Below are 25,420 nucleotides of genomic sequence, written 5' to 3'. Positions count from 1 at the left end.
AGACATGGATTTCACACTTTCCGAAAGGCAGCTGGAATGGCGCGACCGCGTAAGCGCCTTCATGCGGGACTATGTGTATCCTGCTGAGGACTCTTATGGTGAGCATATACGCCAAACCTGCAACGACCGGTGGCAAATCCCTGCGATCATCGAAGAGTTGAAAGCGCGAGCCTATTCCGAAGGCTTGTGGAACCTATTCCTGCCCCCATCGGAGCACGACACAGGCGATTACCGTGGAGCCGGGCTGACCAATCTCGAATATGCCCTGTGCGCGGAGGAGATGGGCCGGGTCGGCTTTGCATCCGAAGCGTTCAACTGCTCTGCGCCGGATACGGGTAACATGGAGGTGCTTCACCGCTATGGGACTGACGAGCAGAAGGCCCAGTGGCTCAGGCCGCTGATGGATGGCGAGATTCGTTCTGCCTTCCTGATGACTGAACCCGATGTCGCGTCATCTGATGCGACCAATATCCAAACCTCAATCCGCCGGGACGGCGATGAATATGTGATCAACGGGCGCAAATGGTGGTCTTCGGGCGCGGGCGATCCGCGGTGCAAGATCGCGATCCTAATGGGCAAGACCGATACTGACGCTGCCGCGCATCAGCAGCAGTCGCAAATTTTGGTTCCGCTTGCGACCCCCGGCGTGGAGATCGTCAGAATGCTGCCGGTGTTCGGCTATGATGGGGCGCCGCATGGCCATGCCGAGATTGTGCTGCGCGATGTGCGGGTGCCTGCATCGAACCTGATCCTGGGAGAAGGGCGCGGCTTTGAAATTGCGCAAGGGCGGCTGGGTCCGGGCCGGATTCACCATTGCATGCGCGCCATTGGCGCGGCGGAACGCGCAATCGAGAAGATGGCTGAGCGACTGATGTCACGGGTCGCCTTCGGCAGGCGGCTGGCAGATCAGTCGGTCTGGGAACAGCGGTTGGGCGAGGCCCGGTTGGACATAGAGATGACCCGCCTGTTGTGCCTGAAAGCAGCGGACATGATGGACAAGGCTGGCAATAAGACCGCACGGCAAGAGATCGCTATGATCAAAGTCGCCGCGCCGCGCACTGCGCTAAGGGTGCTCGATTACGCGATGCAGGCCCATGGCGCAGGCGGATTGTCCGATGATTTTGGCCTCGCCGAAGTCTATGCCGGAATGCGCGCCCTGCGGATTGCCGATGGCCCCGATGAAGTCCATCTGCGCACCATCGCGCGCATGGAGTTCGGAAAATTCGGCAATCGGATGGCTGAATGGAGGAGCAGGTCCGCCCAATGACCAGCTCGGGCATAGACCCTCTCGAACTGTTCGCCTCTTGGTATTCCGAAGCATCCATGCACCCTGAAATCGCGGATGCAAGCGCGGTCAATCTGGCGACAGCAACAAGGGCTGGCTGGCCATCGAGCCGCATGGTTCTGCTCAAGGGCTATGACGCACAAGGTTTCGCGATCTACACCAATCTGGGCAGCCGAAAGGCGAAAGATCTGACCGGCAATCCGCGCGCGGCGCTGTGCTTTTACTGGCAGCCGCTTGGCAAACAGGTCCGTGTCGAAGGATTGGCCGAGCCGGTCGGTGATGAAGAGGCAGATGCCTATTTTTCCTCCCGTCCTGTCACCAGCAGGATCGGCGCTTGGGCATCGAAACAGTCGGCCAGACTTGAGAGCCGGGCAAAACTGCTGGCCCGAGTGACCCGGTATACCGCCTCATTCGCCGTGGGTGAGGTCAATCGCCCGCCATTCTGGTCCGGATTTAGGATTGTCCCGGATCGGATGGAGTTCTGGACCAACGCGGAACACCGGCTCCACGACCGGATCGTTTTCGAAAAGGCAGACAGCGGCGATTGGCGGCGCTACCTGCTCTATCCGTGAGCGAAACGAGACCTGCCATTGTGGTCGCCGCCGGAGGCGACGGAGACCGCATGGGCGGTAACAAGCCGGAACGAGAGCTTGCGGGGAGATCCCTGCTCAATCATTCACTGGCATGGGCGATGGCCCATTCTGACGAGGTCGCGATTTCGGTGCGGAGCAAGGAACAGGTCTTTGAGCAGCCCACGGTTCCGCTCCTGATCGACAGAATTGGAGGGATCGGCCCCATCAGCGCGCTCGACAGCGCATTTCGCTTTGCTGCGCAGCAAGGTCGCGAAATGGTCATGCTGATTGGGTGCGACCAGCCGTTCCTTCCATCAAATCTGCCGTCGATGCTACAACTAGGGATCGGGGCAAACGGCTGCGCCTTGCCGGTTAGCCATGGCCGCGATCATCCCATGGCTGCGCTTTGGCGCGTGAATCGCTCAGCCTTGGCGAATTACATTGGCGGCGGAGGCCAGTCGCTCTGGCGCTTTGCAGATGCGGTTGGTGTCACCCGCGTCGATTGGGGTGATGGATGCGATCCCGATCTCTTCGCCAATATCAATGACCCCGCTGCCCTCGCCAAGGCGGAAAGCCAGCTTAGCCCGCGATCGGATTGACCCCAAACAAGTGGGGATGGGCGACGATCAGCGCAACGTATCCGGCAGCCCCGGCAAGCAACCGGATTGGCTCGCGCATCAACGACAACAGAGCTTTGGAGAGCCCACTTTGCTTCACCCTGTGCCGAAGTTCTTCCCGCTCCGCTCCCATCAGCCGTTTCTTGCGACGGTCGATAATACTACCACCAGTCATCGCAAAAGCGGCAAAGGTGCCAAACATGATCAGGTGTGCAAGGTCGCCGTTCGCAAAGACATGGGCCAGCGCCCAAAATGCGATCGCGGCAAGCAAGGGATGCCGCATCACACCGACAATGCCAGGTCGATCCGGATCGAATGCAACATTTTCCGATCCGCCTAAGGAAAAGGGACTGGGGCGCCCGATGGCCAGCGCAAGGATCAGACACACGACCAGCATGATCGTCGAAACAACGTGATTATGCCAAGGCTGCCAATACCAAAGCGAAACGAAGGGCGCACGTCCCGCAGCCGAGATCAACCACGTCAAAACCCCGATTGAGAGCACCGAATAGGCAAAGGTGAACCCTCCTGTCCCAATCAGTTTGACTAACCACGGCTTGATCGGCGGGCGTATAAGTGTGCCGTGCGAGAGGAAAATACAATCAGCGACAAAGAAAACTCAATCCAGTCCATTGTTCAGGTCGCTTTCAAAGATGGCGGATTGCGCAGTGCCAATTTTAAAACTCCAGCGCGGTGACCGTATCGCCGGCGTCAAGGCCGGGTGAATTGGGCGCGCTGCGTATTAACCAGTCTGCCTGCGCCAATGCCAACTGCACCCCGCTGTCCTGATTGCCGAGCGGGCGCAATCCATCGGCGCCCCATCTTGCCCTGACAAATGTTTCGCGGCCACCGGTTGCTGGCATTTGGCAAGCGAGCGGCAGCTCCCGCCACTGCAAGACCTGAGTGATGCTCTGACCTTGGAGTCCCGCCAAAAGCGCGCGCAGGAACAGGCACGCAGTCACCATGGCCGAGGTCGGATTGCCCGGCAGGCCCAGAACCCATTTCCCCTTTGCCCGGCCTAACCAGACAGGTTTGCCCGGCTTCATGGCGACTTTGGAAAACAGCAACTCCAGCCCGTGAGATACGAACATCGGCTTGGCAAAGTCGCGCTCGCCAACGGATGCGCCGCCGGTCACGATCACCACATCGGCCTTGTCCAGCATTTCTCCGGCCAGTCGTTCGAGTGCTGGTAGACTGTCGTCCCCGATTATCCTTGCGATCACTTCCGCACCGGCATGCTGTACCATTGCGGCGATGCCGAAAGTTACGCTCTCAGGGACAGCGTCGGCGCGTAAATGAGCTTCACCCGGAGGTGCGAGTTCATCGCCGGTGCCGATAATGGCCACTTTGGGCCGCAAGCAGACTTTAAGCATCGCCTGATCGGCAGCTGCGGCAGTGACAATTGTGCGCGAGCCAAGCCGTGTTCCGACGTCCAGCAGGAGATCGCCAGCGGAAAAGTCGCTGCCAGCTGCGCGCACATGCCAGCCGGGTCCGTACCCTTCGGCGAAACGCACAGTGTCACCTTCTCGCGCGGAGTATTCCTGCATGATGACGCGGTCCGCGCCCTTGGGCATCGGGGCACCAGTAAAAATGCGAACAGCCTCACCTGGTTGAACCAGTCCAGAGAAGCCAGCGCCAGCCCGGCTTTCGCCCAAAACTAACACTGGCATGCCTGCTTTGGTCGAGCCATTATGGACCGCATAGCCATCCATAGCAGCAACATCCGAAAACGGAGCCGCTCGCCGGGCAAAAACGGGTGCAGCAAGCACTCGCCCAGCGGCCTCAGCCAGCGGCACGTCTTCCCCTGGTAGCGACACTACCGAGGCTTCGACCTGAGCCAATGCTTGATCAAAAGAAATCAAGCGCACACGTCCCGCAAGCGCGGCAAGGCACCTGCAATCGAGCATGGCTTATGGCGGCTATCGAATTCCAGCTCAAGCAAGCCGTCCCATGCATCGCGGCAAGCGCCGGTCGATCCAGGCACGCAGAAGATGAAGGCATCGCCAGCCTGTCCAGCGAAAGCACGCGACTGCATCGTGGCGACCCCAACGCTTTGCAGGCTCTTCTGATGGAACGCGACCGAGAACCCATCCATCTCTCGCTTAAGCAGTGGTTTGACCGCCTCGGGTGTGTTGTCGCGCGGCGAGAACCCGGTGCCTCCGGTGGTCAGAATGATCTCAATTGCCGGGTTAGCGAGCCACGCGCTCAGCTGCTCGCGAATGTCATCAATCTCGTCCTTCACGATATTTCGATCCACCAGACTGTGCCCGGCGGATTGCAGCCGCTCGGCCAGCATCGCTCCAGACGTGTCGGTTTCCAATATGCGCGTGTCGGAAATGGTAAGAACCGCAATCCTTAGTGGATAGAACGGCAGGCTTTCATCAATTCCGGGCATTTTCCTCACCTTCACTTTGCAGCCAGCGGGCTGTGTCGTCTCGATCTTGCGCAGTTGGCTCGATCCAGGAAACACCATCTCCATGCTCTTCCCTCTTCCAGAACACGGCTTCCGTCTTGAGCCGGTCCATCAGATAATCCGCCGCTTCGAAGGCCGCCCGCCGGTGCGGTGAGGCGGTCGCCACAAAGACGATGGGCTCACCCGGCAATATCCGCCCGGCCCGGTGGACCACATGGCTGTGCGTGATCGCGAACCGTTCGTGCGCATCACCTGCAATTGCTTGCATCGATGACAGCGTAACCCCGCGATAGGTCTCCAGAATGAGCGCACCAATTGCAGTGCCATCCTTAACCGTGCCGCGGGCACGGCCGGTGAAACTGACGACCGCGCCCTCATCCCCCAGCGAGGCCGTGAACGTCGCGAACCGAGCGGCCGGATCAAACCCGGCTTCGGTCAATTCGACATGGCTGCTCATCCGCCAGAAACCGGTGGGAAGAGAGCGACAATATCACCCGGCTGAACGATTGCTTCATCCGGAACGATTGTTTCGTTGATACAGGCCCTGATCCGTCCCTTTGACAGCCCATCCTGAAGCGCAGGAAAATGCTCGCCCAGAACAGAGATCAGTTCGGGAACCGGCAAACCCTCGACAGGGAGCGCCAGGTCCACGAACGGGCCGCAAGCATCGGCCAGACGCCCGCACAATTCGACGCGACTGGTGACAACAGCCATATTTCAACCTCCAATAGACGCCAGGTGCGGAGTGGCGCCGCTGTTGCCTTCGTGCAGACGGTGTGCACGCGCCTTTGTGCCGACGAGCTTACGAATACGGTCTGTCAAAGCCTCTCTGTCGTCGCTTTGAAGCAACGGCCGGATATCCATGCCCCCGTCGCCGAACAGGCACAGATGCAGCTTGCCGTCGGATGAGAGCCGCAAACGGTTGCAACTGGCACAGAAGTCTTTCGAGTAAGGAGCGATAATCCCGATGCGACCTTTCGCCTCTGGATGACCCAGTTCGACCGCCGGCCCCGCTCCGGGCTGACGTGGCAAACGTTGCCATCCATCTGCTTCCAACCGGTCGATCACCGTCTGTCCGGCAATATGCCGCTGACTGAAAAAGGCCGTGTTATCATTGGTGCGCATGACTTCGATGAAGCGCAGGGATAGATCGCGGGTAGTGACAAAATCGACCATCGCAGCGAGCTCATCATCATTCACACCGCGCATGAGAACCGCGTTGAGCTTGATGCTGTCAAACCCCGCATCCCGCGCCGCCTCGACCCCGCGCAACACCTCTTCCAGTCTGTCATGCCCGGTGATCTGCGCAAATCGTGCAGGGTCAAGCGAGTCAACGCTGATGTTGATCGCGCTGATTCCGCAATCTCGCCAGACTCGCGCGCGTTCGGCAAGGCGGTAACCGTTGGTAGTCATCGCCACCCGGCGGATGCCGGGGATGCCGGCGACCGCCCGCGCCACCTCCTCAAAATCGCGCCGCAAGGTAGGCTCGCCGCCGGTCAGCCGTACTTTCCAAAGGCCAAGCTCGGCAAAGCCGCTTACTGCCCGGCGTAATTCATCGACCGAGAGTTCAGTCGGTTTGTTGCAGGCCTTCTTGTAGCCATCGGGAAGGCAATAGGTGCAGCGGAAGTTGCACACATCGGTCAGAGAGAGGCGCAGGTATTCGAACCGGCGACCGATTGCGTCAGATAGCGCGGGGACCAGCGGCAGGACATCGGAGGCGCGGGAGGTGGTCACTGCACCAGCGGCCCGTCGGCCATCGGCAAGGTCACACCTTCGATGGTGGTCTGGCTGGCGAGGATCGCAAGGTACTGCGCCACCGCCTTGCGGGTGGTGGCTTCCTCCAGATAGTCGCGGATGGTTGCCTCGACTGCCTCGAAGGGCAATTGCTTGCCTTCCGCCCGGCGTCCGGCGCGGATCACGTGAACGCCAAAGCGGGTGCGCACCGGTTCGGGGCACAACTCGCCCGCGCTCAATCCGAACAGCGCGGCTTCGAATTCGGCGACCGTCTGCCCTTTGCCAATCTGGCCGAGATTCCCGCCTTGCTCTTTCGAAGGGCAGGCCGATTTGGCGCGGGCGAGTTCGGCGAAGCAGGCAGGGTCCGCCTGCACAGCGCGGATCGCCATGCGCGCATCGCCCACCGCGAGGCTGTAATTGAACTCATCCGCCGGGTTGGCCGAGAACAGAATGTGCTCGGCCTCGACCAGCGTTTCGGAGGCGAAGCGTTCGCGGTGGCGGTCATAGAAGCGCCGCGCTTCGGCCTCTGTCGCCTCAGGCACACGCACTTCGTTCTCCAACAGTGCGTCAATCTTCGCATCATCGGCGGCGAGCTCGCGGCCCTGTGCGTCAGAGCGTTCGCCCGGTTCGACACCCGATCGTTCGGCTTCAGCCAGCAGCAATTGCCGGATCACGAGCGCCTCGGCGGCTTCGGTCCACGCCGTGGCGGCATCAGGCGCGGGGTGGTTCTGCGCTTCGGCGGCGATGGCGGTGGCGGGGATTTCCACCCCGCCGACCCGCACCGCAGCCCGTTCGATCACCTCATCCATGGCTGAGGCTCCTGCGTGAACGCACGATCTGATAGCCGCCGCGCCACAGATACCGCACCGGTGCGCTCAACATGTGGACGAGCCGGGTGAAGGGGAACAGGATGAAGATCGTCAGGCCCAGAAAGATGTGCAGGCGGAAGATCCAGTGCGCCCCTTCCATGAACAGCGATGCGGTGGGGTTGAAGGTGAAGATCCCGTTCGCCCACGCCATGAAGCGCACCATCTGTTCGCCGTCCATGTGACCGAGCGAAATCGGCACCGTCGCCAGCCCGAGCGCAAGCTGGAGCCAGAGCAGCGTCAGAATGCCGGTGTCGGCGAAGGTCGAATGGGCACGGACCCGCGCGTCGAACAGGCGGCGGTGCAGCAGCAGGCTCGCGCCGATGAAGGAAAACAGCCCGGCCGTGCCGCCACCATAGACCGCCAGCGCCTGCTTCCATTCATGCTTCACCGCAAGGGAATCGAACACCCAGATTGGCACCAGCAAGCCGACAATATGGCCGAACAGGACGAACAGGACGCCGACATGGAACAGCACCGATCCCCACATCAGCTGCTTGCGCCGCAAGAGCTGGCTGGAGCCCGAGCGCCAGCTGTAAGGTTCGCGGTCGAAGCGGATGATCGAGCCGATCACCAGCACGGAGAGGGCAATGTAGGGATAGATGCCGAAAACCAGATGGTCGATATAGGCGTTCATGGCTCAGCTCCTCTTCGCTGACGTGGCGGGTTCGGCGTCCGGCAGGGGCGCGCGCATCCGGTCGAGGATGGCACTCACTTGCGGGCAGGCGGCGGTGGGATCGGGCGCGGCATCGGCGGTGAAGCGGATTTCCTCCTCTTCCCACTGCGCATCGAGTTCTTCGAGGGTTTCCGGGTCTTCAGCGGGCGGCAGCGCCTTGGCCGCTTCCTCGTCCATTTCCAGACCTGCGATCTCGCACAGCAGCGCGAGCACCGGGGCATAGTCCGAACCCTTGTCCGACAGCCGCGCCGCCAGCGCGATCAACACTACACCGGGTTCGGCCAGCGTGTCGCGCGCTATCGCGTCCGGCAGGGTCGAACAATAATCAAGGAACAGCGGCAGGTAATCGGGCAGTTCATTGCCCTCCGGCTCCAGCCCGGCATCTAGGTAACGGGCGCGCAGATCGACCATCGCCTGCCCCCGGTCGCGGCTTTCGCCGTGGACGTGTTCGAACAGGTGCAGGCTGTGCGCCCGGCCCCGGTCGAACAGATCGACATAGGCTTCCTGGCAATCGTAGATGTCTGCGGTCGCCAGCTGGGTCAGCAGCGGTTCGCACGCGGCAACGGCGGTTTGCGGCAGCGCAGGATCCGCGCTGAGCCGCTGGCGGATTTCGCCTGCCACCGCCTGCAAATCCCTGGTCGGATATTGCAGCAGCAGCGAGATCAGATGGAGCGCTTTCATCAGAACACCTCCGACGGGGTCTGGAGTTTCTTGCGGGCAGGCGGGGCGCCGAACAGGTTGGTCTCGTTCGACCCGCCCGAACAGCCATTGCCGAAGCTGAAGCCGCAGGAACCGCGTTCCTCGAACATGTCCTCGGCATCCTCACGGTGGCCGGTGGGGATCACGAAGCGGTCTTCGTAATCCGCCAGCGCCATCACCTTGTACATCTCCTCGATCTGCGCGCCGGTCAGGCCAACCGCTTCGGCGATGCCTTCATTGTGCACGCCCTCGATCGATTTCGACCGCATGTAGCCGCGCATCGCCAGCATCCGTTCAAGGCACAGCGCCACCGGCTCCTCGTCGCCCGCCGTGAGCAGATTGGCAAGATACTTCAGCGGGATGCGAAGCGAGCGCACATCGGGCATATTGTTGTTGACGCTGATCTGCCCGGCGCTGGCGGCCGCATTGATCGGCGAGAGCGGCGGCACATACCACACCATCGGCAGGGTGCGGTATTCGGGGTGGAGCGGGAAGGCGACCTTCCATTCCATCGCCATCTTCCACACCGGCGAGCGGCGCGCAGCCTCCAGCCAAGCTTCGGGCACGCCGTCCTTACGCGCCTGTTCGATCACCGCCGGATCATTGGGATCAAGGAAGATATCAAGCTGCGCCTGATAGAGGTCCTCGACGTTCTCGGCCGATGCGGCTTCCTCGATGCGGTCGGCGTCGTATAGCATGACGCCGAGATATCGGATGCGCCCGACGCAGGTTTCGCTGCACACTGTCGGTTGACCCGCTTCGATGCGCGGATAGCAGAAGATGCACTTCTCGCTCTTCCCGGTTTTCCAGTTGTAATAGATCTTCTTGTAGGGGCACCCCGACACGCACATGCGCCAGCCACGGCAGGCTTCCTGATCGATCAGCACGATCCCGTCTTCTTCCCGCTTGTAGATCGCGCCAGACGGGCAGGCGGCGACGCAGGTCGGGTTGAGGCAATGTTCGCACAGCCTCGGGAGATACATCATGAAGGTGTTTTCGAACTGGCCGTAGATTTCCCTCTGCACCCCTTCGAAGTTGTAATCCTCCGACCGCTTGGCGAATTCCCCGCCGAGGATTTCTTCCCAGTTGGGGCCCCATTCGATCTTCTCCATCCGCTGGCCCGAAATCAGGCTGCGCGGGCGCGCGGTGGGAAAGGCCTTGCTCTCGCCCGCCTTTTGCAGGTGCGCGTAATCGAAGGTGAAGGGTTCGTAATAGTCGTCGATCTCGGGCAGATCGGGGTTGGCGAAAATCTTCGCCAGCAGCCGCCACTTGCCGCCCATCTTCGGCCGGATCGAGCCACCGGCATCGCGCACCCAGCCGCCGTTCCAGCGCATCTGGTTCTCCCAGTCCTTGGGATAGCCGATGCCGGGCTTGGTCTCGACATTGTTGAACCAGGCGTATTCCATGCCCTCGCGGCTGGTCCACACGTTCTTGCACGTCACCGAGCAGGTGTGGCAGCCGATACATTTGTCGAGGTTCAGGACCTTGCCGATCTGTGCGCGGATTTTCATGCTGCGGTCTCCCCTTCAGCGAGGGCCCCTTCGAGCCAGTCGACCTTTGTAAGCTTGCGGACGATCACATATTCGTCGCGGTTCGATCCGACGGTGCCATAGTAGTTGAACCCGTAGGCGAGCTGGACATAGCCGCCGATCATATGGGTTGGCTTCAACACCGCACGGGTTACGGAATTGTGGATGCCCCCGCGCTGGCCAGTAAGCGGCGAGCCGGGCACATTCGTGATCTTTTCCTGCGCATGATACATGAACAGCGTGCCTTCCTTCATCCGCTGCGAGACGACCACGCGGGCCACCAGCGCACCGTTGGAATTGAAGGTTTCGACCCAGTCATTGTCGACCAGCCCCGCCTTGGCCGCGTCCACTTCGCTCATCCACACGATCGGCCCGCCGCGCGACAGCGTCAGCATCAGCAGGTTGTCGGTATAGGTCGAGTGGATCCCCCATTTCTGGTGCGGGGTGATGAAGTTGAGGATGACGTGCGGCGCGTCCTTGGCTTCGTCGAGCATCGGTTTGACCGCCTTGGTGTCGATCGGCGGGCGATAGACGCAGAAGCCTTCGCCAAAGGCGCGCATCCACTTGTGATCCTGATAGAGCTGCTGACGCCCGGTCAGCGTGCGCCATGGGATCAGCTCGTGGACGTTGGTGTAGCCCGCGTTGTAGCACACGTGCTCACTCTCCAGCCCCGACCAGGTGGGCGAGGAGATGATCTTCCTCGGCTGGGCCTGAATGTCGCGGAAGCGGATCTTTTCCTCTTCCTTGGGAAGCGCCAGATGGGTGTGATCGAGCCCGGTCTTCTTGCCCAGATCGGCCCACGCCTTGACCGCGACCTCGCCATTAGTTTCGGGCGCGAGCATGAGGATGACTTCGGCAGCATCAATGGCTGTCTCGATCTGCGCCATGCCCTTGGTCGGGCCGTCCTTCAGCACCGGGCCGTTAAGCTTGCGCAGCGCCTCGACCTCGTGATCGGTGTTCCAGCCGATCCCCTTGCCGCCATTGCCGAGCTTTTCCATCAGCGGCCCAAGCGCGGTGAAGCGGTTGTAGAGATTGGGATAATCCCGCTCGACCAGCGCGACGTTGGCCATGGTCTTGCCGGGGATCGGCTCGATCTCGCCTTTGCCCCAGTCGGCCACGTCATAGGGTTGTGCGATCTCGTTCGGGCTGTCGTGCTGGATTGGGGTGAGCACTACGTCATGCTCCACGCCGAGCACTTCGGGCGCGACTTCGGAGAACTTCTTGGCAATCCCCTTGTAGATGTCCCAGTCGCTGCGCGATTCCCACACGGGATCGACCGCCGCCGACAGCGGGTGGATGAAGGGGTGCATATCCGAGGTGTTGAGATCGTCCTTCTCGTACCAGCTCGCTGTCGGCAGGACGATGTCGGAATAGACGCAGGTGGTCGACATCCGGAAGTCGAGTGTCACCAGCAGATCCAGCTTCCCCTTGGGCGCATCATCGTGCCACTTGACCTCCTTGGGCTTTTGCGCGCCGGTTTCGCCCAGATCCTTGCCCTGCACGCCGTGCGCGGTGCCGAGCAGGTGCTTGAGGAAATATTCGTGGCCCTTGCCCGACGAACCCAAGAGGTTCGAACGCCACACGAACATGTTGCGCGGCCAGTTGGCCGGATCGTCCGGATCGAAGCACGACATTTCAAGCTCGCCCGATTTCAGCGCATCGGCGACGTAATCCTTCGCCTCCATGCCGCTGGCTTTCACCGCCTTGCCCACTTCGAGCGGGTTGGTCTTGAGCTGCGGAGCGGATGGCAACCAGCCCATCCGTTCGGCCCGCGCGTTGTAGTCGATCAGGCTCGCGTCCCAATCGCCCTCGGGCGCGGTGGGCGAGAGGATTTCCTCCACGTCCAGCGTTTCATAACGCCACTGATCGGTGTGGGCGTAGAAGAAGCTGGTCGAATTCATGTGCCGCGGCGGGCGGTTCCAGTCCAGCGCGAAAGCAAGCGCGGTCCACCCGGTTTGCGGGCGTAGCTTTTCCTGACCGACATAGTGTGACCAGCCCCCGCCCGACTGACCCACGCAGCCGCACATCACCAACAGGTTGATGATGCCGCGATAGTTCATGTCCATGTGATACCAGTGGTTGAGCCCCGCCCCCAGGATCACCATCGACTTGCCCTTGGTGATCTCGGCATTGCCCGCAAATTCGCGCGCAATGGTAATGATCTGATCAGCCGGTACGCCGGTGATCTTTTCAGCCCAAGCCGGAGTGTATGGCACCATCGCGCCGTAATCGCGGGCGACATGTTCGCCGCCCAGGCCGCGATCGAGACCGTAATTGGCGCAGAACAGGTCGAAGACGGTGGCGACGAAAGCCTTGCCGTCCTTCAGTTGTAACTGGCGCACCGGCACCCGGCGGTTGAGCACGCTGGGGTGATCGGTGCCCTCGAAATGATCGTGTTCGCGGTTGCCGAAATAAGGGAAGGAAACTTCGATTACCTCGTCGTGATTGCCTTCGAGGATGTTGGTCAGCCGCAAGACGGTGTCGTTTCCGCGTCCGTCTTTCTCCTCAAGGTTCCATTTTCCTTGCTCGCCCCAACGGAAGCCGGCGGAGCCATTGGGTGCAACCACTTCGTCAGTATTGTCGTCGATGGCGACCGTCTTCCAGTCGGGATTGTTTTCTTCGCTCAGGCCGTCGAGGAAATCGGCGGCGCGCAGCAGGTTTTCCGGCACATAGGCGCCGTCTTTCTCAACCATCCGCACCAGCATCGGCATGTCGGAATATTTGCGGCAGTATTCCTCGAAATATTCCGCCTGCCGGTCGAGATGGTATTCGCGCAGGATCACATGGCCCATCGCCATCGCCAGAGCTGCATCTGTGCCCTGCTTGGGGTTGAGCCACAGGTCGGCGAACTTTGTCGCCTCGGCATAGTCCGGGCTGACCACGGCCACCTTGGTGCCGCGATAGCGTGCCTCGGTCATGAAGTGAGCGTCTGGCGTACGCGTTTGCGGCACGTTCGATCCCCACATCATCAGGAACCCGGCATTGTACCAGTCCGCACTCTCTGGAACGTCGGTCTGTTCGCCCCAGGTCTGCGGGCTCGATGGCGGAAGATCGCAATACCAGTCGTAAAAACTCATGCAGGTGCCGCCGAGCAGCGATAGATAGCGCGAGCCCGCCGCATAGCTGATCATCGACATCGCCGGGATTGGCGAGAAGCCGATAACCCGATCGGGGCCATAAGTCTTGGCAGTGTATGCGTTGGCTGCGGCAATGATCTCGTTAACCTCATCCCAGGTCGAACGCACCATGCCGCCATGGCCGCGGATTGCGGTGTAGCTCTTGCGCTTTATGGGATCCTCGACAATCGAGGCCCACGCAGCCACCGGAGTGCGCACCACGCGGGCCTCGCGCCACAGCTTCAAAAGGCGCGAACGCACCATCGGGTATTTCAGCCGCTGCGCCGAATAGATGTACCAGCTGTAGCTGGCCCCGCGCGGGCAACCGCGTGGCTCATGGTTGGGCAGATCGGGCCGAGTGCGCGGATAGTCGGTTTGCTGGGTTTCCCAGGTGATGATGCCGCCCTTGACGTAGATTTTCCAGCTGCACGATCCGGTGCAGTTCACCCCGTGGGTGCTGCGCACGATTTTGTCGTGCTGCCAGCGTTTGCGATAGCTGTCTTCCCAGTCCCGGTTTTCATTGGTGGTCACACCGTGGCCTTCGGAAAAGGCGACTTTCTTCTGATTGAAGAAGGTCAGGCGGTCGAGAAGCTTGCTCATGCTGTTGCTCCTTTGAGCGGGGCGGTGGATGAAGCCCGTGCAGGTGCAGCCCTGCGTTCAATATCGTGCAGCAGGCCACCACGGCGGGCGTAGGCCCACCAGGTCAGCGCCGCACAGCTGGCGTAGAAGATTAGAAAGCCCCACAAAGCCGGCATCGGAGAGCCAGTCGCTGCGATGGCGCTGCCAAAGCTTTTCGGGATGAAGAAGGCCCCGTAAGCTGCGATGGCCGAAGTAAACCCGACGATTGCGGCGGATTCCTTTTCCGACTGGCGCAGGCTGGCTTCACCCGAAAGCTCGGGCATCAACCGGGGCACTTCGGCGCGCATGATGTTGGGGATCATCTGGAAGGTGGAGGCGTTGCCGACACCCGTCATGAAGAACATGAAGATGAACATGCCGAGGAAACCCCACCAGCTGGCGGCCTGAATAAAATACATCACGCCGAGCACGCCGAGCATCATGAGCACGAACACCCAGAACGTAACCCGTGCACCACCCCACTTGTCCGAAACCCAACCGGTAGCCGCACGGCTGAGCGCGCCGACCAAAGGTCCGAGGAAGACAAACTGGAGGACATTAACATCGGGGAATTGCTGTTTGGCGAGCAGCGGCAGGCCGGCGGAAAATCCGATGAAGCTGCCGAAGGTGCCGGTGTAGAGCCAGCACATCAGCCAGTTGTGCTTGCGCTGGAAGATCACCGACTGTTCGGCAAAGCTGGCCTTGGCATCAGCAATGTCGTTCATCCCGAACCATGCGAGCAGGGTGGAAGTCATGATGAACGGCACCCAGATGAAGCCCGCGTTCTGCAACCACAGCTCGCCGCCATCGGCGGTCTGCTGTGGCTCGCCGCCCAGCGCGCCGAACACGCCCGCCACGATGACGATAGGGACGAGGAACTGCATGACCGAGACACCGAGATTGCCGAGACCGGCATTGAGCGCCAGCGCATTCCCCTTCTGCGCCTTGGGGTAGAAGAAGCTGATATTCGACATGGAGGAGGCGAAATTGCCGCCACCGAAACCACACAGCAGCGCCAGAACCAGGAAGATGATGTAAGGCGTATCCGGGTTCTGGACTGCATAGCCGATGCCAAAGGCCGGGATCAGCAGCGATGCGGTGGACATGGTGGTCCACAGCCGTCCACCGAAGATCGGCACCACGAAGCTGTAGAATATCCGCAAGGTCGCACCAGAAAGTCCGGGTAGCGCGGCCAGCCAGAACAGCTGGTCGGTGGTGTAATCAAAGCCGATGGAAGGCAACTTCGCGACCACCATCGACCACACCATCCACACAGAGAAGGCGAGCAGCAATGCAGGGATCGAGATGTAGAGATTGCGCCGTGCGATCTTTTCTCCGGTCTGCTCCCAGAAATCGGCATCTTCCGGTTTCCACTCGACCAGAACTTTGCTCGGCGTGGCGGCCGCATGTTTTGCCTCGTCATGCAAGCCAGCCATTTCAGGGAATTCAGGCAGCGTACGGGTATCCATCCCGCTCGCTTTCTGTTCCATCTGACGGATGGCGATATGCATCCAGGTGAGCGCAATGCCGACCAGAGCGAACAAGACCATGAAGCAACTGGTCCAGATGCCGGTAAGGTCGCTCACCGCGCCGAACACGATCGGCAGGATGAAGCCGCCGAGGCCGCCGACCAGACCAACCAGCCCGCCGACCGAACCGACATTCTCGGGGTAATAGACCGGGATGTGCTTGTAGACCGCCGCCTTGCCGAGCGACATGAAGAAACCGAGCACAAAGACAGTAATCACGAAGGGCACCAAGCTCATCGACGTTGAGAAGGTGATGTCCCCTTCGATCCCGTGAATAACATAGTCGGTCGCCGGATAGGACAGCATGAACAGGCAGACCAGTGACACGCCAAAGGTCGCATACATGACCTTGCGTGCGCCATATTTGTCCGACAGTACGCCGCCATAGGCTCGGAACACACTGGCCGAGAGCGAGAAGGTTGCTGCAAGCATACCCGCCAGCTTCACGTCGATTCCATAAAGGCCGACCATGTACGCAGGCAGCCACAACGCCAATGCTACGAAGGCACCGAAGACGAAAAAGTAATAAAGCGAGAAGCGCCAAACCTGCTCGTTACGCAGCGGTTCAAGCTGTTCGAGCAAACCCCGTGCTTTGGCACCGCTAATTTTGCGTGCGGCGAATTCGGGGTCGTCCTTGGCAAAGATATAAAACAGCACAGCAACCAGCGCGAGCGCGCCCGCCCACACCTGCGCGACGCCCTGCCAGCCCACCGCCACCATGACCCAGGGGGCGAGGAATTTGGTCACGGCGGCCCCGACATTGCCCATGCCGAAAAAGCCAAGCGCCGAGCCCTGCTTCTCAAGTGGGTAGAACTTTGAAACATAGGCAACGCCAACCGCAAAACCGCCGCCAGCAAGGCCCAATCCCAGCGCGGCCAGTAGCATGACCAGATAGCTTTCGGCGTAGGAAAGCAGGAAAGTCGAAAGCGCCGAGGCAAGCATTGTGAGCGGAAAGACGATCCGCCCGCCATGCTGATCGGTCCAGACGCCCAGCAACAGACGGCTGAGCGATCCGGTCAGGATCGGGGTGCCGACCAGCAGGCCAAACTGCGTATCGCTCAGACCGAGCTCGGCCTTGATCTCGATTCCGGCGATCGCGAAGATCGTCCACACAGCAAAGCAGATGGTGAACGCAAATGTGCTCAGGCCCAAAGCGCGGTTCTGATCACTGGTGGTCGATATTTTCTGGCTCGCCATGGCATGATCCCTCATCAAGAAGCGCGTCACACCTCTCGATTGCCGACACCCGAAGGCATCCTCTTTGACTTTGATCAAACTTCAAAGGGCAGGTCGGACAAAATTGTTTCCGCATGACAAGTGCCTTTGCGCAGATCGCAAGACGTCAAGCCATTCCTTGATAAACATCAAGTCGAGCGCTAATCCTTCCGATGCATTGCACGGGAGCTGGGACATTTATGAGAATCGGCGAGAAGCCTGAAATCGCGCGGCTTCCGCTGTTTCGGGAGATGGCTGAAAGTCAGCGGGACATTGTGTTGGCCGGCTCCTATTTGCAGGTCTTCCCTCCGCAACTCACCCTGTTCGAGGCGGGACAGAGTGCCGACTTCCTGCACGTGCTCGTTGACGGGCTGGTCGAGCTTTTTGTCGGAGGGAACGGGCGCGATACCACGATGCGAATTGTCGAGCCGGTATCGAGCTTCATTCTTGCCGCTGCGCTGACCGATATGCCCTATCTGATGTCCGCGCGAACGCTTGCATCATCGCGTATTCTTCTTATCCCCGCGAGCCAGTTGCGCCGGGCGATCGGGAAGGATAGCGCCTTGATGCAAGCAGCCATGCACGAACTGGCGCTGTGGTCTCGCGACCTTGTCCGTGCGCTCACCGATATGAAGGTGCGCCAATCGGCTGAGCGACTTGGCAATTACCTGCTGGAATACAGTAGCCGCAGTGGCAATCGGGAGAAATTCGAACTTCGCGGCGAAAAGCGCCTGCTTGCATCGCTGCTCGGGATGACACCGGAAAACCTTTCACGGGCCTTTGGCACCCTCAAGAACCACGGCGTGGCGCTCGATGGAGCACAAGTCACAATCGAGAACCTTGAACGCCTTCGTTTGTTCGCGCGGCCCGACCCTGTGCCAAGTGACCCTCGCTAGAAAGAAACCTGTACCTGCAGCCATCCCTTGGTGGTATCGGACGCGAAGCCATCCGCATCGTAATGCGCGAACTTCGTGAGCAGGGTGACGTTGCTCCGAACTGGATACACCGCAAGCAAGTTCAATTCGCGGCCATACGCCTGATCAGTCGCAGTGGCGCCGAAGTCGTGGACTATTCCGCGCAGCAACAAGCCTTTCAGCGCAGAGCCTTCGCCGAACTTATAGCTGATATCCCCGTAAAGATCGCGCAAACCATCAGGCGGCGTGACAAGAAATTTGTCCGCCCACCCGTTAAAGGCGTGGAGCGTGGCCAATGGAGTTTGCAAGCCAACAGCGCCGTCACCTTGAAGCCGCTCAAACCCTGCTTTGGCAGTAAAACCGGCAACCGAGATGCCGGGTTCAATTAGCAGGTAATCGAGAGAGAAATCGGCCAGGTTCGGTCCGAGATCGCGCTGGTTCGCGTACTCTGCGGCGTAAAGGAGCTTGACCCCGCCCCCTAGCGGCTGCGCTCCCGACAGCCGCACTCCAAGCGTTTGCGAACTCGCAGCAGGTGCATCGAGTATGTCAAGGAAATAACCATAGGCGGATACCGTGCCGACCGAGGGGATGGCGTAACTTGCATGGACATTGTGGATGTCGGTATCACGCCAGATGCCTTGCGGCGAATCCGGCCCGAAAATGCGATTGACCCGCCAGGCATGGAAGTAATCGATCGAGGCTCCCTTGACCGTCTTCACTGTGACCTGCGCCAGATCGAAGGTCTGGTCGTTCTGCCGCCAGTCGACTGAACCGATCCAGCGCTGATTGTCGAAATTGACCTTCTGACGTCCGGCAACTGCCTCGACCGATGAATGGGGCCGCCACCGCACGAAGGCGCGGTTGAGCAACACATCTGATGGGTCCGCCACGACAGGAAACTGGGTGCGACCGTTGACAGTGTCGTTAAAATCTTCAGGCCCAATCCTGACCACTGCCTCGCCTTCGACCAGAGCGCTAAGGCCATTCCATTCATCGGTTTCGATCCCGCCCCTGATCCTGAGCGTCGAAGCGGTCGCATCTTCTGACAGGTTTTCCTGATCGACCACTTCCAGCCGGTATCTCAGGTCGAGATAGGGATCGAAGGGAAGCTCATCGCCTGATTGCGCCATTGCAGTTGCAGGTGTGAGAACGGCAAGCGAGCCGGCGGCGAGCGAGAGGATTTTGGTTTTCATGGTCGCCCAAATACGATGCTGCCCGCCAAAGTATTTGATCCTTGTCAAAGTCGCAGACGCGCAATTCACCCATAGAGCGATATATGATGATCGATGATTTCACTTTTGCCCGCGTGCTCCATGTCGTCTCGATTGTCGGTTGGATCGGCGGTGTCTGGTTCGTGACCTTTGTCATCATGCCCGCAATAGCGAGAGCTGAAGCGCCCGCAGACCGGCTCCATGCCTTTCACAAGATCGAACAGGGTTTTTCCGTTCAGGCCAAAGTATGGGTTTTGCTGGCTGGTGCATCCGGGTTCTGGATGACTTGGCGCGGTGACATGTGGTGGCGGTTTGCCGAGCCTGCCTATTGGTGGATATCAGCTATGTTTTTCCTGTGGTTTGTTTTCTTCCTTATGCTGTTCGTGGCAGAACCGCTCTTCCTCCACCGCCGGATGGACAATTCAAAGACGCCGGAGCGTGATTTTCACCTCATGGTTCAGGTGCACCGGGTCCTGTCCGTAATTGCGCTGGTGACCACCATGGGCGCAATGGCTGGCGCTCACGGACTGATTTGAAAGGGACCATTCGTGAACCCGTCAATCCTCCTGGCAGCGCCGCACCGGCTGCCCTTCCTGACCGGGGCGCTGGCTTTTGGCGGACTGCTGATGTGGTGGCTCGCACAATTGGCGCAGCTGTATGCGCGGCTGTCCGGGGTCCCGACCACGGACATGCCGCCTACCCTTCTGCACGGTCCGGTCATGATCTATCTCGGCCTTACCCCCTTCATATTTGGCTTTCTGCTGACGGTATTCCCGCGCTGGATCGGCCTTCCAGATCTTGTATTGCGTCAATTCGCCCCTGTAAGTGTCCCGCTTCTCAATGGCGTTGTTTTGGTCCTCGTCGCCTTGGCTACGGGGCTTGACGCCCTCATATTGCCGGGCTTCGGACTGGTCGCGCTTGGCTGGGCAATCGCGCTTCTCGTCCTTCTTCGCGTATTGTGGACCGGGTCGAAAGCGGGGAAGCCTCGCTGCTGGCACGCATGGTCGGCGCTTGCTGGCCTGACGCTTGGTCTTGTCGGCCTGCTTTCAGCAATCACGTTTTTCGGTGGTGGATCATGGGACTATCTTTTCCACGCCAACCGCATTGGAATCGGCGGATTCCTGCTCCCGATATTCCTTACGGTGGCGCACCGGATGGTCCCGTTTTTCGCCGGCAACGTGGTTGAGGGCTATGTCCGCTGGCGACCCGACTGGCTCATCGCGGCCCTTTGGACCTCACTACTGGCTCGCTTGGCAGGCGAGCTCCTGAACATCGGCTGGCTGGCGATTTCGGCGAACGGCGCACTCGCGGCTCTAACTGGTGCCATGCTGTGGAAGTGGTGGCCGCGAGCAAGCGCACCAGGACTTCTGATTGTGTTGATGTGGGGGTTCGCCTGGGCTCCAATGGGCTTCACGCTAGCCATGCTGGATACCTCAACCTTGGCATTGGGTCGCGGCCCGGATCACGCATTGATGATCGGGTTTGCGGGAAGTCTACTTGTCGCGATGGTAACCCGCGTAACTCAGGGGCATTCGGGTCGGCCCCTCTTGATGACAGCTCCTGCGTGGCTCGCTTTCTGTGCCGTCCAGTTGGCCGCAGTCGCCCGGTTGTGGGCTGCACTCCAACTGGAATTGGCCGAAGCGTTGCTGGTATCGGTGGGCGTGCTCTGTCTCGGGATGCTCCCATGGCTGCTGCGCAATATGGGCATTTACTTGTCACCGCGAAGCGATGGAAAGGCAGGCTAAGCGGATGGAGGACGCCTCCCAGCTCACCCCGGACCAAGCTCTTGAATTGCTCAAGGAAGGCAATCGGCGGTTTCTCGAAGATACCACTTATGAGCCGTCAATGGACCGGATGCGCCGTCTCGAACTCGCAGCGGCGCAACGTCCTTTTGCCGCCTATCTGAGCTGTTCTGACTCGCGGGTACCGCCCGAACTGTTGTTCGAGCGGGGCCTTGGTGAACTGTTCATCATTCGCAACGCCGGAAATACCCTTTGCACGACCGCGCTGGGCAGTCTGGAATTTGCCGTGACGAATCTGCAAGTCCCCTTGATCGTCGTCATGGGTCACGAGGCCTGCGGCGCGCTCAATGCGGCTGTGTCGCTGGCGCGGGGCAAGACGAGTTTCAGCGGGAATATCTCCAAGGTCCTTCAGTCGCTGCTGCCAGCTGTGCTCGAAACCGATCCGTGGGCCGATCATATCGTTGACGCCGCTGCGATCAGCAATGTCAGGCGCGTTGTCCGCGAATTGCGGGAAGAAGCTTCACCAGCACTGCTTGAACCTCAGCGCGAAGGAAGGCTCAAAGTCGTGGGAGCCTTCTATCATCTCGACACCGGCAAGGTGGACTTTCTCGACCCTGTCGACTGAAAGCGCATCTGCGGCGGTTTAGGCGAATGTGCCACCGCGCATCTCGGTTCAGCGATAGAATTCAACTTTGAACTGGACGTTTCGGACCGGTTTGACGAAATGCACCTGCTGCGGTTCGATGACGACATACTCGCCTGCTTTGAGAAGTTGGCTCCGGTGCGATCCACCCGGAATGTGATATTCGAGGGTCCCGTCGATTACGCACAGTTTACCCCAGACTCCGGCTTTCAGATCATGTTCCGAGATGAGTTTTTCAGGAACCGTTTGCTCGCTGAAGAGCGGTGACTCGGCATACTTCTCAACGCCATCCGGCAAAACGTTCCGCATAGCTAACTGTCGATCCCGATCGAAAGTGTGATGACCAGTATCGCCAAGCCGAACAGTGCGACAGCGAGCGGCACAATCAGGACCTGCCCATATACGGCTCTCTTGTCCATCAAACCGGTAAAAGTATCGAGCATCTTGCCCTGATCGAGCGGCGAAATATCCTCTGGTCCGGCCTGTCGCGCACCGATCCTCGCCACTCCGAAATAAACGGCGGCATAAAGGACCGAGATGATGATAGCGAAACGTGCATGTCCGCTTCCGCCTGTGGCTGCGGCAATGGCAAGGAAGAAGATAGCATAACACGCGAACATGGCGAGCCATACACGCCGAGGAAACTGGAACCCCGGGTTTCGTGGTGGAACGGGCGCGGCGGCCAAAGGCTGGAACGTCTGTTCCAAGGCACAGACTTCGGCTTCGATGTCAATGGCGCGATCAGCCGCTATCGATTGGTGTTCAAACATGGGGGAGGTTCCTTCCTGCTTTGGATCCGCAGATGCCGTCTCGCCGGATGGAAATTCCGGTAAGCAGGCTATCGGCGATGGCACGCGCCCTTTCGGCAACCAGGGCCGCGCCTTCGGGCTGGGGGCCGAGGTCTTTCAAGGTGGCGTAGAAGAGTTCGAGCCAGCGAACGAAATGCGTGTCTTCAAGCCCCGGAATGGCCATGTGCTTGGCCATCGGATTGCCTGAAAACTCCCCGCTGTTGAACAGGATGGAACGCCAGAATGTCTTCATCCGCTCCATGTGCCAAGGCCAATCGGAAATGCGCTCCGCAAAGATCGGGCCGAGCAGATAGTCCTGGCGGATGCTGGCATAGAAACGCTCGACCATAAGCGAGATGAATTGTTCGTCGACGCCCTGCGCTTCTGCATGCGCGCGTTTAGCAGCTCTTGCAGCGTGCACTTCCTGGCGTGATCTTTCGCTAACCGCGGACATCACAAACTCTCTTTAAAAGGTATTTGAAATGCCTATTAAAGAGAGTTTGTGATAAAAGCAATATCTGATATACCTTTTTTATGCAGATGAACCTCCGAACCGATTATGCCTTGCGCATGCTGATGGCGCTTGCCGCAAAAGAGGAGGTCGTTTCGATTGACTCGCTTGCGGAGCATTATGATATCTCTCGCAACCACCTCGCCAAGGTGGCGCAAGACCTTGCCGCCGCACGTTTTGTCGAAACGCAGCGCGGACGCGGTGGCGGAGTGCGTCTGGCACGCGCTCCGTCAGATATATGTATCGGCCACGTGGTGCGCAGTTTGGAAAACACCGAAGGATTTGTCGCCTGCATGGGCGGTAAGGCAGATTGCGCAATCGATGGTGTATGCGGGCTAAAGCCGGCATTGGCTGGAGCCCTTGAGGCATTCATGGCTCATCTTGATCAATTCAATCTTGCCCAAATTACCGGTGACCGTTCGCGTTTCATGGAGCAGCTATTTCCGCAAAACGCCTGACACCGGCCAATCACGTTCCCATCCATGCAAGAATGCCAATGACTTTCTGGCCGGTGGCTTTCGCCCGGGAGTGAGAGGCTTGCCGGATCACAGGAATTCTCGAGCCAATTGATATTTATCAATGATCGCCAAAAAATTGTGCCTATCAACGATTCCACACACAACATCTTGTGGTTGAGGGATCTAACCAATCGCCAACCACTTCGGAGGGCGATGGATCATGGCACTGGAACTGCAAAACAAAGATGGCGACGAAACCACTGCAGTAATTGATCGGCTGCGTTGTCACGCGCCAAATTCCGGCCCTCTGTGGAAGGGCAGCAGCATCGATTGTTCGGACACTGTGGGTGAATACATTTCCGGTGCCGACTGGCGGATCAAGGCCAACGCCAATGTCGGCTATTCGCATGCCGGCCTGATCAGCAATGTCGCCGGCAAGGTAATCGCCAATTTCTGGCTCGACGAGATTTATGCGCCGGAAGAAGGGCTGGCCCACCGACAAGGCGACATTCACATTCACGACCTCGATTGTTTGACCGGCTATTGCGCAGGTTGGTCTTTGCGAGCTTTGCTTAACGATGGTTTCAACGGGGTCGCAGGCCGAGTGTCTTCCCGTCCGCCGCGCCATTTCCGCGAGGCGCTCGGGCAGATGAGCAATTTCCTGGGGATCCTGCAATCGGAATGGGCGGGCGCGCAGGCCTTCTCCAGCTTCGACACCTATCTTGCACCCTATGTCTTTTACGACAATCTGAGCTACGCCGAAGTCAAGAAAGCGATCCGCCAGTTCGTCTACAACCTCAACGTCCCGGCGCGGTGGGGACAATCGCCGTTCACCAATATCACGCTGGACATCGTGGTGCCGGAGGATCTTCGCAACCTCTATCCGACTTACCGCGACGAACACCTGTTTAAGGGCATCGACAATCAGTTTTTGCTTGATCGGGCACAGGCGCGCGATATCGGCCTGCGCAGCCTGGCGGATATGAGCTTTGCTCATTTCGAGGCTGAGATGGAACTGATCAACCTCGCCTATTACGAAGTCATGACCGAGGGCGATGCCACAGGGCAGCCCTTCACGTTCCCAATCCCGACCGTGAATATCACCGAGGACTTCAACTGGGACAGCAGGGTCGCGACCGCCATTTTCGAGAATGCGGCCAAGGTCGGATCATCCTACTTTCAGAATTTCATCGGCAGCCAGTACATCCGCGATCCCGGAACAGGCGAACGCCGCCCCAATCCGGAAGCCTATTCGCCCGGTGCTGTGCGCTCAATGTGCTGCCGTCTCCAGCTTGACCTGCGCGAACTGCTCAAACGCGGCAACGGTCTGTTCGGTTCAGCGGAAATGACCGGCTCGCTCGGCGTCGTCACCATCAACATGGCCGCGCTCGGATATCGCTTCAAAGGCGATTTACCCGGCCTGATGGCGGAGCTTGACCGGCTGATGGACATCGCCAAGTCGACGCTCGAGAAGAAGCGCGCATTCGTCCAGAAGATGTACGACCGCGGGCTTTACCCCTTCACTGCCCGGTATCTGCCGTTCCTGCGCAACCATTTCTCGACCATCGGAGTCAACGGAATGAACGAGATGGTCCGCAACTTCACCGGCGACACCTCCGATCTGACCGAAGAGGACGGGATCGCCATGGCGCTAGATATCCTCGACCATATGCGGGCAAAGCTGGTTGTCTACCAGGAGAACACCGGCAACCTCTACAATCTTGAGGCCACCCCGGCTGAGGGCACGACCTACCGGTTTGCCAAGGAAGACAAGAAGCGCTTCCCCGGCATCCTTCAGGCAGGCTGCGATGAAAACATCTACTACACCAACTCTTCGCAGATCCCGGTCGATCATACCGACGACCCGTTCGAGGCGCTCGAACTACAGAACGAGCTGCAATGCAAATATACCGGCGGCACCGTGCTGCACCTTTATATGAGCGAGAAATTGTCGGGCGCGGATGCCGCACGCAATTTCCTGAAGAAGGTGCTGACCAATTACCGCTTGCCCTATGTCACGCTGACCCCGGTGTTCTCTGTCTGCGACACACATGGCTATCTTGATGGCGAACAGCCCGAATGTCCCACATGCGGCGAACGGACCAAGGTGTGGACCCGCGTGATGGGCTATTTCCGGCCGGTCGACAGCTTCAACAAGGGTAAGCAGGGCGAGCATCGCCAGCGTCGACACTTTACCGAAGACGCGGCCATGGTGGGTGACCTGTTCGCTCCGCCGCGCTGATATGGCAACCGCTGCAACTCTTGCTCGGGACAGGCGGCGCGG

Annotated in this window: 25 protein-coding genes; 9 read left to right on the top strand and 16 right to left on the bottom strand. The window is 59.6% G+C overall.

What is annotated here, in order from left to right:
* Positions 1-4: 4 nt before the first annotated feature.
* The 3 genes from AMC99_RS00715 to mobA are packed head-to-tail and all read left to right on the top strand — an operon-like array spanning position 5 to position 2,456.
* Positions 5-1,267 (top strand): acyl-CoA dehydrogenase family protein, encoded by a 1,263-nt coding sequence (locus tag AMC99_RS00715; RefSeq protein ID WP_061927496.1) that lies wholly within the window; start codon positions 5-7, stop codon positions 1,265-1,267.
* The gene (pdxH, locus tag AMC99_RS00710) at positions 1,264-1,857 is read left to right on the top strand and encodes a pyridoxamine 5'-phosphate oxidase (RefSeq protein WP_198143550.1); all 594 of its coding nucleotides are present in this window, start codon (positions 1,264-1,266) and stop codon (positions 1,855-1,857) included. Before AMC99_RS00715 ends, pdxH begins: the two co-directional genes overlap by 4 nt.
* Positions 1,854-2,456 (top strand): molybdenum cofactor guanylyltransferase, encoded by a 603-nt coding sequence (mobA, locus tag AMC99_RS00705; RefSeq protein WP_083440020.1) that lies wholly within the window; start codon positions 1,854-1,856, stop codon positions 2,454-2,456. The genes pdxH and mobA overlap by 4 nt, the downstream gene beginning before the upstream one ends.
* On the opposite strand, the gene AMC99_RS00700 is transcribed toward mobA, so the two are convergent.
* The 12 genes from AMC99_RS00700 to AMC99_RS00645 all read right to left on the bottom strand — a co-directional run bounded on the left by AMC99_RS00700 (position 2,437) and on the right by AMC99_RS00645 (position 16,851).
* Positions 2,437-3,012 (bottom strand): NnrU family protein, encoded by a 576-nt coding sequence (locus AMC99_RS00700; protein ID WP_232301557.1) that lies wholly within the window; start codon positions 3,010-3,012, stop codon positions 2,437-2,439. The two genes, mobA and AMC99_RS00700, sit on opposite strands and share 20 nt — an antisense overlap.
* Before the next feature lie 139 nt (positions 3,013-3,151).
* Positions 3,152-4,381, bottom strand: a complete 1,230-nt coding sequence (locus tag AMC99_RS00695; protein WP_232301459.1) for a molybdopterin molybdotransferase MoeA — start codon at positions 4,379-4,381, stop codon at positions 3,152-3,154.
* Complete coding sequence (gene moaB, locus AMC99_RS00690; protein WP_232301457.1) at positions 4,333-4,953, bottom strand: molybdenum cofactor biosynthesis protein B; 621 nt, start codon at positions 4,951-4,953, stop codon at positions 4,333-4,335. The genes AMC99_RS00695 and moaB overlap by 49 nt, the downstream gene beginning before the upstream one ends.
* Positions 4,856-5,344 carry a molybdenum cofactor biosynthesis protein MoaE gene (locus AMC99_RS00685; protein WP_061921466.1) on the bottom strand — a complete coding sequence of 163 codons (489 nt, stop codon included), beginning with the start codon at positions 5,342-5,344 and terminating at the stop codon, positions 4,856-4,858. The genes moaB and AMC99_RS00685 overlap by 98 nt, the downstream gene beginning before the upstream one ends.
* Positions 5,341-5,601 carry a MoaD/ThiS family protein gene (locus tag AMC99_RS00680; protein ID WP_061921462.1) on the bottom strand — a complete coding sequence of 87 codons (261 nt, stop codon included), beginning with the start codon at positions 5,599-5,601 and terminating at the stop codon, positions 5,341-5,343. The genes AMC99_RS00685 and AMC99_RS00680 overlap by 4 nt, the downstream gene beginning before the upstream one ends.
* 3 nt (positions 5,602-5,604) lie before the next feature.
* On the bottom strand, positions 5,605-6,621 hold the full coding sequence (moaA, locus tag AMC99_RS00675) for a GTP 3',8-cyclase MoaA (RefSeq protein WP_232301456.1): 1,017 nt from the start codon (positions 6,619-6,621) through the stop codon (positions 5,605-5,607).
* Positions 6,618-7,430, bottom strand: a complete 813-nt coding sequence (locus AMC99_RS00670; protein WP_061921460.1) for a peptidylprolyl isomerase — start codon at positions 7,428-7,430, stop codon at positions 6,618-6,620. Before AMC99_RS00670 ends, moaA begins: the two co-directional genes overlap by 4 nt.
* The gene (gene narI, locus AMC99_RS00665) at positions 7,423-8,124 is read right to left on the bottom strand and encodes a respiratory nitrate reductase subunit gamma (RefSeq protein WP_061921457.1); all 702 of its coding nucleotides are present in this window, start codon (positions 8,122-8,124) and stop codon (positions 7,423-7,425) included. Before narI ends, AMC99_RS00670 begins: the two co-directional genes overlap by 8 nt.
* A 3-nt stretch (positions 8,125-8,127) precedes the next feature.
* Positions 8,128-8,844: a nitrate reductase molybdenum cofactor assembly chaperone gene (narJ, locus tag AMC99_RS00660; protein ID WP_061921454.1), complete on the bottom strand. Its 717-nt coding sequence runs from the start codon at positions 8,842-8,844 to the stop codon at positions 8,128-8,130.
* Positions 8,844-10,373 carry a nitrate reductase subunit beta gene (gene narH / locus AMC99_RS00655; protein ID WP_061921452.1) on the bottom strand — a complete coding sequence of 510 codons (1,530 nt, stop codon included), beginning with the start codon at positions 10,371-10,373 and terminating at the stop codon, positions 8,844-8,846. Before narH ends, narJ begins: the two co-directional genes overlap by 1 nt.
* A complete protein-coding gene (locus AMC99_RS00650; RefSeq protein WP_061921448.1) occupies positions 10,370-14,107 on the bottom strand; it encodes a nitrate reductase subunit alpha in 3,738 nt (1,245 codons plus the stop codon). The genes narH and AMC99_RS00650 overlap by 4 nt, the downstream gene beginning before the upstream one ends.
* The gene (locus AMC99_RS00645; protein ID WP_061927490.1) at positions 14,104-16,851 is read right to left on the bottom strand and encodes a nitrate/nitrite transporter; all 2,748 of its coding nucleotides are present in this window, start codon (positions 16,849-16,851) and stop codon (positions 14,104-14,106) included. Before AMC99_RS00645 ends, AMC99_RS00650 begins: the two co-directional genes overlap by 4 nt.
* A gap of 218 nt (positions 16,852-17,069) precedes the next feature.
* Here AMC99_RS00645 and AMC99_RS00640 point away from each other — a divergent pair, with 218 nt between their 5' ends.
* The gene (locus AMC99_RS00640; protein ID WP_061921445.1) at positions 17,070-17,765 is read left to right on the top strand and encodes a cyclic nucleotide-binding domain-containing protein; all 696 of its coding nucleotides are present in this window, start codon (positions 17,070-17,072) and stop codon (positions 17,763-17,765) included.
* On the opposite strand, the gene AMC99_RS00635 is transcribed toward AMC99_RS00640, so the two are convergent.
* Positions 17,762-19,024 (bottom strand): alginate export family protein, encoded by a 1,263-nt coding sequence (locus AMC99_RS00635; RefSeq protein WP_157058213.1) that lies wholly within the window; start codon positions 19,022-19,024, stop codon positions 17,762-17,764. The two genes, AMC99_RS00640 and AMC99_RS00635, sit on opposite strands and share 4 nt — an antisense overlap.
* Positions 19,025-19,065: 41 nt before the next feature.
* Here AMC99_RS00635 and AMC99_RS00630 point away from each other — a divergent pair, with 41 nt between their 5' ends.
* Genes AMC99_RS00630 through AMC99_RS00620 form a run of 3 tightly spaced genes read left to right on the top strand, consistent with a single transcriptional unit; the run spans position 19,066 to position 21,361 of the window.
* Positions 19,066-19,530, top strand: a complete 465-nt coding sequence (locus tag AMC99_RS00630; RefSeq protein WP_061927488.1) for a hypothetical protein — start codon at positions 19,066-19,068, stop codon at positions 19,528-19,530.
* A gap of 12 nt (positions 19,531-19,542) precedes the next feature.
* Complete coding sequence (locus AMC99_RS00625; RefSeq protein WP_061921438.1) at positions 19,543-20,739, top strand: NnrS family protein; 1,197 nt, start codon at positions 19,543-19,545, stop codon at positions 20,737-20,739.
* Positions 20,723-21,361: a carbonic anhydrase gene (locus AMC99_RS00620; RefSeq protein WP_061921435.1), complete on the top strand. Its 639-nt coding sequence runs from the start codon at positions 20,723-20,725 to the stop codon at positions 21,359-21,361. Before AMC99_RS00625 ends, AMC99_RS00620 begins: the two co-directional genes overlap by 17 nt.
* A gap of 48 nt (positions 21,362-21,409) precedes the next feature.
* Here the strand turns inward: AMC99_RS00620 and AMC99_RS14055 are convergent, their stop codons facing one another.
* Genes AMC99_RS14055 through AMC99_RS00605 form a run of 3 tightly spaced genes read right to left on the bottom strand, consistent with a single transcriptional unit; the run spans position 21,410 to position 22,621 of the window.
* Positions 21,410-21,688: a TehB family protein gene (locus tag AMC99_RS14055; RefSeq protein WP_061921432.1), complete on the bottom strand. Its 279-nt coding sequence runs from the start codon at positions 21,686-21,688 to the stop codon at positions 21,410-21,412.
* Positions 21,689-21,690: 2 nt separating this feature from the next.
* Positions 21,691-22,149 (bottom strand): hypothetical protein, encoded by a 459-nt coding sequence (locus AMC99_RS14050; protein WP_198143549.1) that lies wholly within the window; start codon positions 22,147-22,149, stop codon positions 21,691-21,693.
* On the bottom strand, positions 22,142-22,621 hold the full coding sequence (locus AMC99_RS00605) for a group III truncated hemoglobin (RefSeq protein ID WP_061921427.1): 480 nt from the start codon (positions 22,619-22,621) through the stop codon (positions 22,142-22,144). Before AMC99_RS00605 ends, AMC99_RS14050 begins: the two co-directional genes overlap by 8 nt.
* An 80-nt stretch (positions 22,622-22,701) precedes the next feature.
* On the opposite strand from AMC99_RS00605, the gene AMC99_RS00600 reads away from it, so the two are divergent.
* Together AMC99_RS00600 and AMC99_RS00595 are read left to right on the top strand one after the other, a co-directional pair.
* On the top strand, positions 22,702-23,136 hold the full coding sequence (locus tag AMC99_RS00600; protein WP_061921424.1) for an RrF2 family transcriptional regulator: 435 nt from the start codon (positions 22,702-22,704) through the stop codon (positions 23,134-23,136).
* 220 nt (positions 23,137-23,356) lie between these two features.
* On the top strand, positions 23,357-25,378 hold the full coding sequence (locus AMC99_RS00595; protein WP_083440018.1) for a ribonucleoside triphosphate reductase: 2,022 nt from the start codon (positions 23,357-23,359) through the stop codon (positions 25,376-25,378).
* Positions 25,379-25,420 lie beyond the last annotated feature (42 nt).

Source organism: Altererythrobacter epoxidivorans, from assembly GCF_001281485.1.
Taxonomy (GTDB): Bacteria; Pseudomonadota; Alphaproteobacteria; order Sphingomonadales; family Sphingomonadaceae; genus Erythrobacter; species Erythrobacter epoxidivorans.
The sequence above is the reverse complement of the archived record's forward strand: the minus strand, read 5'-3'. Positions and strand labels throughout refer to the sequence as shown.

What these genes read in the sequence shown, in the direction of transcription:
- AMC99_RS00650 (WP_061921448.1), bottom strand. Translation starts at nt 14,107, where the DNA reads ATGAGCAAGCTTCTCGACCGCCTGACCTTCTTCAATCAGAAGAAAGTC.
- AMC99_RS00715 (WP_061927496.1), top strand. Translation starts at nt 5, where the DNA reads ATGGATTTCACACTTTCCGAAAGGCAGCTGGAATGGCGCGACCGCGTA.
- narJ (WP_061921454.1), bottom strand. Translation starts at nt 8,844, where the DNA reads ATGAAAGCGCTCCATCTGATCTCGCTGCTGCTGCAATATCCGACCAGG.
- AMC99_RS00595 (WP_083440018.1), top strand. Translation starts at nt 23,357, where the DNA reads ATGGCACTGGAACTGCAAAACAAAGATGGCGACGAAACCACTGCAGTA.
- AMC99_RS14050 (WP_198143549.1), bottom strand. Translation starts at nt 22,149, where the DNA reads ATGTTTGAACACCAATCGATAGCGGCTGATCGCGCCATTGACATCGAA.
- AMC99_RS00695 (WP_232301459.1), bottom strand. Translation starts at nt 4,381, where the DNA reads ATGCTCGATTGCAGGTGCCTTGCCGCGCTTGCGGGACGTGTGCGCTTG.
- pdxH (WP_198143550.1), top strand. Translation starts at nt 1,264, where the DNA reads ATGACCAGCTCGGGCATAGACCCTCTCGAACTGTTCGCCTCTTGGTAT.
- AMC99_RS00640 (WP_061921445.1), top strand. Translation starts at nt 17,070, where the DNA reads ATGAGAATCGGCGAGAAGCCTGAAATCGCGCGGCTTCCGCTGTTTCGG.
- AMC99_RS00645 (WP_061927490.1), bottom strand. Translation starts at nt 16,851, where the DNA reads ATGGCGAGCCAGAAAATATCGACCACCAGTGATCAGAACCGCGCTTTG.
- narH (WP_061921452.1), bottom strand. Translation starts at nt 10,373, where the DNA reads ATGAAAATCCGCGCACAGATCGGCAAGGTCCTGAACCTCGACAAATGT.
- AMC99_RS00605 (WP_061921427.1), bottom strand. Translation starts at nt 22,621, where the DNA reads ATGTCCGCGGTTAGCGAAAGATCACGCCAGGAAGTGCACGCTGCAAGA.
- AMC99_RS00600 (WP_061921424.1), top strand. Translation starts at nt 22,702, where the DNA reads ATGCAGATGAACCTCCGAACCGATTATGCCTTGCGCATGCTGATGGCG.
- narI (WP_061921457.1), bottom strand. Translation starts at nt 8,124, where the DNA reads ATGAACGCCTATATCGACCATCTGGTTTTCGGCATCTATCCCTACATT.
- AMC99_RS00620 (WP_061921435.1), top strand. Translation starts at nt 20,723, where the DNA reads ATGGAAAGGCAGGCTAAGCGGATGGAGGACGCCTCCCAGCTCACCCCG.
- AMC99_RS00685 (WP_061921466.1), bottom strand. Translation starts at nt 5,344, where the DNA reads ATGAGCAGCCATGTCGAATTGACCGAAGCCGGGTTTGATCCGGCCGCT.
- AMC99_RS00680 (WP_061921462.1), bottom strand. Translation starts at nt 5,601, where the DNA reads ATGGCTGTTGTCACCAGTCGCGTCGAATTGTGCGGGCGTCTGGCCGAT.
- AMC99_RS14055 (WP_061921432.1), bottom strand. Translation starts at nt 21,688, where the DNA reads ATGCGGAACGTTTTGCCGGATGGCGTTGAGAAGTATGCCGAGTCACCG.
- AMC99_RS00670 (WP_061921460.1), bottom strand. Translation starts at nt 7,430, where the DNA reads ATGGATGAGGTGATCGAACGGGCTGCGGTGCGGGTCGGCGGGGTGGAA.
- moaB (WP_232301457.1), bottom strand. Translation starts at nt 4,953, where the DNA reads ATGGAGATGGTGTTTCCTGGATCGAGCCAACTGCGCAAGATCGAGACG.